This window comes from Herbaspirillum frisingense GSF30, assembly GCF_000300975.2.
In the GTDB taxonomy this organism is placed as follows: Bacteria; Pseudomonadota; Gammaproteobacteria; order Burkholderiales; family Burkholderiaceae_D; genus Herbaspirillum; species Herbaspirillum frisingense.
Window position 1 is genome coordinate 23,479 of the sequence record NZ_AEEC02000049.1, and the last position, 9,340, is coordinate 32,818.

Genomic DNA, 9,340 nt, shown 5'->3' on the forward strand with positions numbered 1-9,340 from the left:
AGATGAAAAATGCCCGCCCTGTTTCGAGGGGCGGGCATCTGGATGCACAACGATACGCTGGGAACGGCTAGTCCACGATGAACAACTTCGCCCCGACCGAGGTGGACGAGCGATGCGGTTCCGCATCATCGGCGACCTGGTAACTCATGCCTGGCTTGAGTACGAAGCTGCGTCCATCTTCCAGCTCGGTGTGCAGTTCACCCTCCAGACAGAGCAGGATATGCCCCTTCACACACCAGTGATCGGCCAGGTAGCCGGCGGTGTACTCGACCATGCGCACGCGCAGGTCACCGAAGCGGCAGGTGCGCCACCAGGCCGTGCCGGTGACGCCGGGATGCTCGGTGGCCGCGATCTGGCTCCAGTCGGTGGTGCCGAAGGGCAGGTCGGAGATCTTCATGCGCGCCTGTCCTGCCTGCTTACAGCTTGGAAGCGATCAGCTTGCCCAGGCGCTCCACGCCGGCGCGGATCTGTTCCGGCGGCACGGTCACGAAGGACAGGCGCAGGGTATTCTTCTGCGGCACGTTGGCATAGAACGGCGCGCCCGGAACGAAGGCGACCTTCTCCTGTTCCACCGCTTCGTTCAACAGCGCGCCGGCGTCGAGGTGCTCGGGCAGCGTGACCCAGATGAACATGCCGCCTTCCGGCTTGCTCCAGGAGCAGCTGGCCGGGAAGTACTGCTGCAGCGCGTCCAGCATGGCCTGGCACTGGTCGCCGTAGAGCTGGCGGATGGTCGGCACGTGCTGGTCCAGGAAGCCGTCCTTGATGGCCTCGTACACCACCATCTGCGTCAGTTGCGCAGTGTGCAGGTCGGTGGCCTGCTTGGCCTGTTCCATCTTCAGGATCAGCGGACGCGGTGCGACCACGTAGCCCAGGCGGATGCCGGGGGTCAAGACCTTGGAGAAGGAACCCATGTAGATCACGCCGGCCGGGTTCATCGACAGCATCTTGGGCAGCGGTGCGTTGCGATAGCTCAGGGCGCCGTACGGATCATCCTCGATCAGCGGCAGCCCCAGGCGGGCACAGGTTTCCACCAGCTTGATGCGACGCTCGGTGGGCAGGGTGCGGCCGGTCGGGTTCTGGAAGTTGGGCAGCGAATACAGCATGCGCGCGCCACCGGCGATGGCTTCGATGGTCTCGGGCTGCAGGCCGAATTCGTCACTGGGGACCGATTCGAACTGGGCGCCATACAGCGCGAAGGCTTGCAGTGCGCCCAGGTAGCTGGGGGTCTCGACCAGCACCTTGCTGCCTTCGTCGATGAGCACCTTGCCCAGCAGGTCCAGGCCTTGTTGCGAACCGGACACCATCAGCACCTGGTCAGGCGTGATCTGGGCGCCGTCGGACGACAGTGAAGCGGCGATCCATTCACGCAGCGGCAGGTAGCCGTCGGTGGGGCCGTATTGCAGGGCGGTCTTGCCCTGTTGCGTGAGCACGCGGTCGAAGGCGGCCTTCATGTGCTCTACCGGGAAGGTCAGCGGCGACGGCAGGCCGCCGGCGAAGGAGGTGATGTCGGGACGCATGGTCACCTTCAGGATTTCGCGGATGGCCGAGCTCTTCATGGCTTCGGCGCGCTGGGAAAACTGCCATTGCAGTGCTGCTGGATTTTCGAGTTTCATACGGTACCGTGTTCTGTGTCTGTGTGGTTCAGGGTGATTCGGGATGAATCAGGCCGCGCGCCTCTGCGGATGCTGCGGCCGTGCTGGTCGGCAATTCGACAGATTCGATCGATCAGGCGATCTCGGCGATCATCTCGATCTCGACGCAAGCGCCCATGGGCAATTGCGCCACGCCGAAGGCGGAACGGGCATGCTTGCCGGTCTCGCCGAAGATTTCGCCGATCAGTTCCGAAGCGCCGTTGGTCACCAGGTGGTGTTCGGTGAATTCGCCGGTGGAGTTGACCAGGCTCATCAGCTTGACGATGCGCTTGACGCGGGTCAGGTCGCCGCCACAGGCTGCCTGCAGGGTGGCGATCAGGTCGATGGCCACACCACGCGCGGCCAGCTTGGCGTCGTCGGTACCGATGTCGCGTCCCAGCTGGCCGACCCATACCTTGCCATCCTTCTTGGCCAGGTGGCCGGAGAGGAAGACGGTATTGCCGGTTTGTGCATACATCACATAGGCTGCTGCCGGGGCGGCCACGGCGGGCAGTTCGATGTTCAATGCTTTCAGCTTTTCATAGACGGACATGCGGTACTCCCTGTTGGACAGCGCCCGCGCGGCTGAGGCCGCAGGCGCTGCGCGTTAAGAAAAATAAGTCGACGATTATCTCAAAATTCCAAGGTTTTAGCCCGGTACAGTCTGAACTATTTCGGCTCGCAACACAGCCACAGCCGCGCCTGCGACGCCCTTCAGCGGCGCACGGCCATGCGCCTGCCAATGGCCACCACCACGATCACCGCCAGCGCAAAGAGCATGTTGCTCGCATCCAGGGCTTCATTGGCGATCACTGCGGCCCCCAGCAGGCTCATGAAAGGTTGCAACAATTGCACCTGACCGACACGGGCAATGCCGCCCAGAGCCAGGCCCTTGTACCAGAAGAAAAAGCCGATGAACATCGAGAACAGCGACACGTAGGCAAACGCCAGCCAGGCCGGTGCCGAGGCGGTGACGCCATATTGCCAGCCCAGCCACAGCGACACCGGCAGCATCACCGGCAAGGCCACCACCAGCGCCCAGGCGATCACGTTCTGGCCACCCATGGTCTGTGCCAGCCGACCGCCCTCGGCATAGCCCATGGCCGCCGCGATCACGGCCGCAAAGAGGGCAAAGTCGGCCAGGTGGAAACTGCCACCGCCTTCGTGCAAGGCAAACCCGATCACGATGCCCGAGCCCACCAGCGCGGCCAGCCAGAAGCCGGCCGAGGGTCGCTCGCCGAAACGCAGCGCCCCGAACAGCGCAGTCGCCAGCGGCAGCAGGCCGACCACCACGGCGCCGTGCGCAGCCGGCACATAGCGCATGGCGATCGAGGAAAACAGCGGGAAACCCACCACCACGCCCAGTGCCGTGATTACCAGGGCGCGCAGTTGGCTGGCCGTGGGGCGCGGTGCCTTGATCCAGACCAGCAACACCAGCGCGCACACGCCGGCCACCACCGCCCGACCGAAGGCGACGAAGGCGGGATTGAGTTCGGCCACGGCGATGCGGGTAAAGGGCAGCGTGAGACTGAAGATCGCCACCCCGATCAGGCCCAGCCACATGCCGCGACTTTCGTGGCGTGCCGGTACCCCGGTCGATGGACTACCCAGAACGGATTTGCTGCCTGTCTGCATGAAATGACCCTGTCTGCGTACGCTGTTGTCTTATTGATATAAAAGATTTACCCGCGCCCTGCCCGTCCCCGACGGCCCTGACAACCCTGGCAGCCGCGGCCTGGCGCCGCATTACAGCCAGATCGCCAGCGCCGAATACAGGGTCAGCACCACCATGGTCGCGGCAAAGCCGATGCGCCACAGCGGGCGTTCCAGATAGCGCCGCAATACCGCTCCGGCACCGGCCCAGACCGACACGCAAGGCAGGTTGATGGCGCAGAACACCAGGCAGTAGATCAGGATTGCCAGCCATCCGGCATGCTTATGCAGCAACGGCATGAAGGCCGACGCACCGGTGATGGCCATCACCCAGGCCTTGGGATTGGCGAACTGGAACATCGCCGCCGCGCCGAAGGACATCGGCTGCAGCGCCCGCTCCCCCGTGCCGGCCACGCCCATGCGGCGCAATTGCCAGGCCAGGTACAACAAATAGGCGCAGCCAGCCGCCTTGAGCAGCAGCACCACCTGCGGCAGCGCCACCACCAGCTCGCCTATACCGAAGGCGCATACCGCCAGCAGGACGCCGAAGCCGAAGGTGATACCCAGCATGTGCGGTACCGAGCGACGAAAGCCGAACCAGATCCCCGAGGAGGTCAGCATGATGTTGTTGGGTCCCGGCGTGATCGAGGAGACAAAGGCGAACGACATCAGTGGTAGCAAAGCCTCGATCATGCCGACCTCCGCTGCGCCAGCTGGCTTTCGTGCGGGGCTTGAGCATGCCCCTGCACCAGCGACACCACCCGCGCCGGGGCCAGCAGGGCATCGGCCACGGCACTGTCGCGGGCCAGCACACGGGCAAAGACGTCATGATCGACGTTACCGCCGGAGAGCGTGATGCCGATCTTCTTGCCGCGCAGCCGCGCGCGCAGCTGCAAGGCCGCTGCCAGGGCGCAGGCCCCCGCTCCTTCGGCCACATTGTGGGTGGCAATGAAGGCCAGCTTCATGGCGTCCATGACTTCATCGTCGGTGACGGCCACGACCTCGTCCACTTCGGACAGCATCACCTCCAGCGAGGCCTGATCGGGGACGCGACAGGCGACGCCATCGGCGATACAGGTACTGACCGGCGCCTCGATCTTGCGGCCGGCCTCGAAGGACAGCTTGTAGGCCAGCGCGTGGGCGGACACCACGCCGATGATGCGGGTCTTCAGGCCCAGTGCATTGCGCGCTGCTACCGCGCCGCACATGCCGGAACCCTGGCCGATGGGGACCAGCACCAGGTCCAGTTCGGGCTGGGCGGCGAACAGTTCCATCCAGTAGGTCGAGACGCCGGCCACCAGGTCACGGTGGAAAGACGGGATCATGTGCAATTGCTGCTGTTGCGCCAGTTGCTGGGCGTGTTCGCGGCTGTCCTGAAATTCGCGACCATGTTCGATCAGATCCACGCCAAGCGCACGCATGGCGGCATTCTTTTCGCGGCTGTTGCCTTCGGGCACGACAATGGTGGCAGGAATGCCGAAGCGGCGCGCCGACAACCCCACCGACTGGCCGTGATTGCCCCGGGTGGCCGAGATCACGCCGGACAGTTGCGGCTGTTGCCGAGCCAGGTGATGCAGATAGACCATGCCACCGCGCACCTTGAAGGCACCCGTGGGGGCATGGTTCTCGTGCTTGACCCAGACTTCGGCACCCAGTGCCTGGTTCAGCAGCGGCCAGCACAGTTGCGCGGTGGGTGCCATGCCGGCATAGACGATACCGGCGGCCTGTTCGATCTCCATCAGGCTGGGCAACAGGCGGTGGGCGGCGGAAGTGGCTTGGGTCATGACGGTTCTCCTATCGGAATGCAGGTTGCTGGCGACAAGGCCGGGTGGACCGAGGCGGCCCGGATTGGCTTGCTTGTCCCGGCGATACGCTTGCTCTTGTATTGGAAGCCATCCTAGCCGACAATACCGATACAGTACCTGTACACTTTTCCAAATAATCCCAAACATTGTCACGGCAAAATGACCAATACAGTCAAGCAATTGCGCAGCGTCAGACCCGATATGCCTCAGAGCGACAGCGCCCTCCCCGGCTGGCCGCTGCTGTTGCGCGAGAGTGGCGAATCGCTGGTGGACCAGATTGTGCGCGGCATCCGCGCCCGCATCGATGACAAGCTCTTGCGCAGCGGCGTGCGCATGCCCTCGATCCGGCAGTTTGCCGATGGCAACGAGATTTCGCGCTTTACCGTGGTGGAGGCCTATGACCGCCTGGTGGCCCAGGGCTATCTGGAATCGCGCCGGGGCTCCGGCTTCTACGTCAAGGAACGCTCACCCCTGGGTGGCGGCTATGGCAACACCGCTGCCCAGGCCGAAGCCGTGGCCGAGGCCGGGCGCGGGCTGGATGTGGTCTGGCTGGTACGCAACATGTTCCGCCAGATGCCGCCGCACAAGATGCCCGGGGGCGGTCTGCTGCCGCCGGACTGGCTGGATGGCGAACTGATCGCCAACGCCCTCCGTGCCGTCAGCCGCGACAACCCTTCCCTGCTGCTGGGCTATGGCACGCCGCTGGGTTTCCTGCCGCTGCGCCAGCAGTTGCAGCTGAAGCTGGCGGAGCTGGAAATCGCCGCCGCCCCCGACCAGATCGTGATGACCACGGGCGTGACCCAGGGCCTGGACACGGTGGCGCGGCATTTCCTGCGCCCGGGCGATGTGATCTTCGTCGATGATCCGGCCTGGTTCCTGATGTTCGGCTCCTTTGCTGCGCTGGGCGCCAAGATCGTGGGCATCCCACGGCTGGGCGACGGCCCCGACATCGCGCGCCTGCGCGAGCTGGCGGCGATCCACAAGCCCAAGCTGTACGTGATCAATTCGGTACTGCACAACCCGACCTCGACCTCGCTGTCGGCGGCCAAGGCCTTCCAGGTCCTGCGCATCGCCGAGGAACACGATTTCATCATCGTCGAGGATGACATCTACTGCGACATGCATCCCGGTTCGGCGGTACAGCCGGCGACCCGCATCGCCGCGCTGGACCAGCTGCAGCGGGTGATCTACCTGGGCGGTTTTTCCAAGACCTTGTCGGCCAACCTGCGGGTGGGCTTCATCGCCACCTCGGCCGAACTGGCGCGCAGCCTGGCCGACCGCAAGCTGCTCTCGACCCTCACCACCGGCGAGATCGGCGAACGCGTGGCCTACAAGGTGCTCTCGGAGGGGCATTACCGCAAGCATGCCGAACGGCTGCGGGCGCGGCTCAATGGCGCGCGCGACAAGGTGATGCGCCAGCTGGAACGCATGGGCATGGAGATCGGTGATCCGCCGCCCTGCGGGATGTTCCTGTGGGTCGATACCGGGCGCGACACCAATGTCATGACCGAGGAGGCGATGGAACAGGGCTTCCTGCTGGCACCGGGCAGCCTGTTCTCGCCTGCGCAGCTGCCCTCCACGCGCATGCGCATCAACGTGGCCAGCATGTCCGACCCCGGCATCTGGCGCTTCCTGGAAAAGGCGATGGCGCGCTGAGCCCCCTCGCCCACCCTGGCCGACCTGACCACCGGTAGGTCAGGTGGTCAGGTGGATGCGCGCCACTTCCTGGTTGCTGGCATTGTAGAAGGCATAGTCGGTGGTACCGGGGAAGTAGACGTAATGGTCCGAACCATTGGCCATGATCTGCAAGCTTTCACTGGAGCTCATCTTCACCGTCAACAGGTGCGAGGTGGCACCGCTGACCATGCCCATGTTGATCACGTCCTGGGCCGTGATGATGATGTTGGTGCCATTGCCGGCGCTGACATCGAGGGTGGTGATACCGCTGACCTTGCTGGAGAAATTGCTCAGGTTCAGGGTATTGCCCAGGTCGGCGAAATGCAGCGTCGTCACCCCGGCCACGCCATTGATGGAATCGATGTTGGAGGTGCCGGTGTTCTTGTTGACCATGTCGCTCTGCGCGCCGGCGGTACTGCCCAGGCCGGCGCTGACATTGATCAGGTTCGTGCCGCTGCCCACCGTCACCGAATTGTGCCCGCCCTCGACCACGTTGAAGATATCGGTACCGGAACTGGCGCCACCGCCCGAGAGGACGTTGGTGGTGCCGTTGCCGCGCGCGGTCAGGGTATTGGCACCGCTGTTGCCGGTAAGGGTGCTGTTGACGCTGCTGCTGCCTTCCAGGTTGGCGATGCCGACATAGCTGTCCCCGTTGGCATCGCCGCTGCTGCCGCCGCTCACCAAGCTGGCATTGATCGCGCCGCTGGTGGAATACAAGTAGCTGACGGTATCGCTACCGCCGGCCCCACCATTGAAGACATTGGCCACACCGCTGGCATAGAAGATATCGTCGCCGGCGCTGCCGGTGACGTTCTGGATGTTGACGTAGGTGTCGTTGGCGGCATAGCCATTGGCACCGGTGCCGTGGAACAGGTCCACGGTCACGCCCACCCCGCCCGAACGCGCATAGTTGACCGTATTGTTGCCGGCGCCACCGTCGAAGGCGTTGGTGGCGGCACTGGCATAGAACGTGTCGTTGCCGGAACCGCCGATCAGGTTTTCGATATTGGTGAACTTGTCGCCGAGCGCATAGAGGCCGCTGGCGGCCAGCGTATTGGTCAGGTCCACCGTCACGCCACCGGTATCGAATTCATAGCTCACCGTATCGACGCCGGCACCACCATCGAAGTTGTTGGCCTGGGTGCTGGCCTTGAACAGGTCGTTGGCGGCGCTGCCGATCACGTTGTCGATGTTGAACAGGGTATCGCCCTGGGCGTCGCCACCGGTACCGGTGCCGTTCTTCAGGTCGATGGTCACGCCCAGCGTCGAGCCGGCGTAGGACGCGAAGGTCGAACCCCGGTTGCCGACCACCGCGGTGATGCTGTCGGCACCCGCGCCGCCTTCCAGCACCGAGCGCGTACCGGGGGTGGAGAACCCCTTGAGCACGTCATTGAAGGCACTGCCCACCACGTTCTCGATATTGGTGTAGGAATCGCCGGCGGCATAGTTGCCGCTGCCGGTACCGGTGGCCGTGGACAGGTCCACATTCACGCCGTTGGTACCGTCACTGCTGGTGGAGAGCGAATAGTTGACGGTGTCCGAGCCGCCGGTGCCGCCATTGAGGATGTTGACTGCAGCGCTGGCCAGGAAGGTATCGTCGTTGTTGCTGCCGATGACGTTGTCGATGTTGAACAGGGTATCGCCCTGGGCATCCCCCCCGGTACCGGTCCCGTTCTTCAGGTCGATGGTCACGCCGCTGGACGAGCCGGCATAGGACGCATAGGTGTAGGCGCGATTGCCTAGGTCGGCGGTGATGCTGTCGGCACCCTTGCCACCGGTCAGTACCGACATCACGCCGACCGTGGAAAAGCCGGTCAGGGTATCGGCCCAGTCGCTGCCGATGACGTTCTGGATGTTGGCATAGGTGTCGCCCTGGGCGTAGTTGCCCGATCCGACGCCACTGGTGAGGTTGACCGTCACGCCGGTGGCGCTGTTGCTGCTGGTGGAACCGGCATAGCTGACCGTGTTCGACCCGGCTCCGCCATCCAGGAAGTTGGCGGCCGCGTTGGCCACGATGGTGTCGTTGCCACTGCCGCCGGTGGCGTCCTGGATGTTGGCATAGGTATCGCCATTGGCCAGGCTGCCGGCACCGCCCGAACCGCTGCCGCTGAGCAGGTTGATGGTTTCGTTGACGGTGGAGTTGGCGTAGCTCACCCGATTGTGCAGCGAACCTGTACCGCCATCGAAGAAGTTGGCGGCCGCGCTGGCCACGAACACGTCATCGGCGGACCCGCCGGTGGCATCCTGGATGTTGGTGTAGGTGTCGCCATTGGCCAGGCTGCCCGTGCCGCCCGTACCGGTTCCGTTGAACAGGTTGATGGTTTCGGCCACCGTCGAGGTACTGTAGTTGACCCGGTTATGGGTGCCGCCACCGCCATCGAAATTGTTGGCGGCAATATTGCCGTAGAAGGTGTCATTGCCACCACCGCCGGTGATGTCCTGGATGTTGATGTAGGTGTCGCCGTTGGCCCGGCTGTTGGTGCCGCCACTGCCCTGGCCGGTGACCAAATTGACGGTCTCGTCGACTGCGGAATTGGCATAGCTCACGCGGTTGTGCAGCGAGCCGGTGCCACC

The 9,340-nt window shown here is 64.1% G+C and carries 8 protein-coding genes; 1 reads left to right on the forward strand and 7 read right to left on the reverse strand.

Annotated elements, in window-relative coordinates; genetic code table 11:
* Positions 1-67: 67 nt before the first annotated feature.
* The 6 genes from HFRIS_RS22385 to HFRIS_RS22410 all read right to left on the reverse strand — a co-directional run bounded on the left by HFRIS_RS22385 (position 68) and on the right by HFRIS_RS22410 (position 5,068).
* Complete coding sequence (locus HFRIS_RS22385) at positions 68-397, reverse strand: DHCW motif cupin fold protein (protein ID WP_006465296.1); 330 nt, start codon at positions 395-397, stop codon at positions 68-70.
* Between the two features lie 19 nt (positions 398-416).
* Positions 417-1,613 (reverse strand): aminotransferase-like domain-containing protein, encoded by a 1,197-nt coding sequence (locus HFRIS_RS22390; protein WP_006465297.1) that lies wholly within the window; start codon positions 1,611-1,613, stop codon positions 417-419.
* Positions 1,614-1,725: 112 nt separating this feature from the next.
* Positions 1,726-2,184 carry a RidA family protein gene (locus HFRIS_RS22395; protein WP_006465298.1) on the reverse strand — a complete coding sequence of 153 codons (459 nt, stop codon included), beginning with the start codon at positions 2,182-2,184 and terminating at the stop codon, positions 1,726-1,728.
* Between the two features lie 161 nt (positions 2,185-2,345).
* Positions 2,346-3,266 (reverse strand): DMT family transporter, encoded by a 921-nt coding sequence (locus tag HFRIS_RS22400; protein WP_039876989.1) that lies wholly within the window; start codon positions 3,264-3,266, stop codon positions 2,346-2,348.
* Positions 3,267-3,377: 111 nt separating this feature from the next.
* Complete coding sequence (locus tag HFRIS_RS22405) at positions 3,378-3,977, reverse strand: LysE family translocator (protein WP_006465300.1); 600 nt, start codon at positions 3,975-3,977, stop codon at positions 3,378-3,380.
* Complete coding sequence (locus HFRIS_RS22410) at positions 3,974-5,068, reverse strand: threonine dehydratase (protein ID WP_006465301.1); 1,095 nt, start codon at positions 5,066-5,068, stop codon at positions 3,974-3,976. Before HFRIS_RS22410 ends, HFRIS_RS22405 begins: the two co-directional genes overlap by 4 nt.
* Before the next feature lie 180 nt (positions 5,069-5,248).
* Between HFRIS_RS22410 and HFRIS_RS22415 the strand changes: the two genes are divergently transcribed.
* A complete protein-coding gene (locus HFRIS_RS22415; protein WP_039876992.1) occupies positions 5,249-6,745 on the forward strand; it encodes an aminotransferase-like domain-containing protein in 1,497 nt (498 codons plus the stop codon).
* Positions 6,746-6,784: 39 nt separating this feature from the next.
* Here the strand turns inward: HFRIS_RS22415 and HFRIS_RS22420 are convergent.
* A partial coding sequence (locus HFRIS_RS22420; protein WP_006465303.1) for a beta strand repeat-containing protein occupies positions 6,785-9,340 on the reverse strand: 2,556 nt, incomplete at its 5' end.

What these genes read in the sequence shown, in the direction of transcription:
- HFRIS_RS22385 (WP_006465296.1), bottom strand. Translation starts at nt 397, where the DNA reads ATGAAGATCTCCGACCTGCCCTTCGGCACCACCGACTGGAGCCAGATC.
- HFRIS_RS22390 (WP_006465297.1), bottom strand. Translation starts at nt 1,613, where the DNA reads ATGAAACTCGAAAATCCAGCAGCACTGCAATGGCAGTTTTCCCAGCGC.
- HFRIS_RS22395 (WP_006465298.1), bottom strand. Translation starts at nt 2,184, where the DNA reads ATGTCCGTCTATGAAAAGCTGAAAGCATTGAACATCGAACTGCCCGCC.
- HFRIS_RS22400 (WP_039876989.1), bottom strand. Translation starts at nt 3,266, where the DNA reads ATGCAGACAGGCAGCAAATCCGTTCTGGGTAGTCCATCGACCGGGGTA.
- HFRIS_RS22405 (WP_006465300.1), bottom strand. Translation starts at nt 3,977, where the DNA reads ATGATCGAGGCTTTGCTACCACTGATGTCGTTCGCCTTTGTCTCCTCG.
- HFRIS_RS22410 (WP_006465301.1), bottom strand. Translation starts at nt 5,068, where the DNA reads ATGACCCAAGCCACTTCCGCCGCCCACCGCCTGTTGCCCAGCCTGATG.
- HFRIS_RS22415 (WP_039876992.1), top strand. Translation starts at nt 5,249, where the DNA reads ATGACCAATACAGTCAAGCAATTGCGCAGCGTCAGACCCGATATGCCT.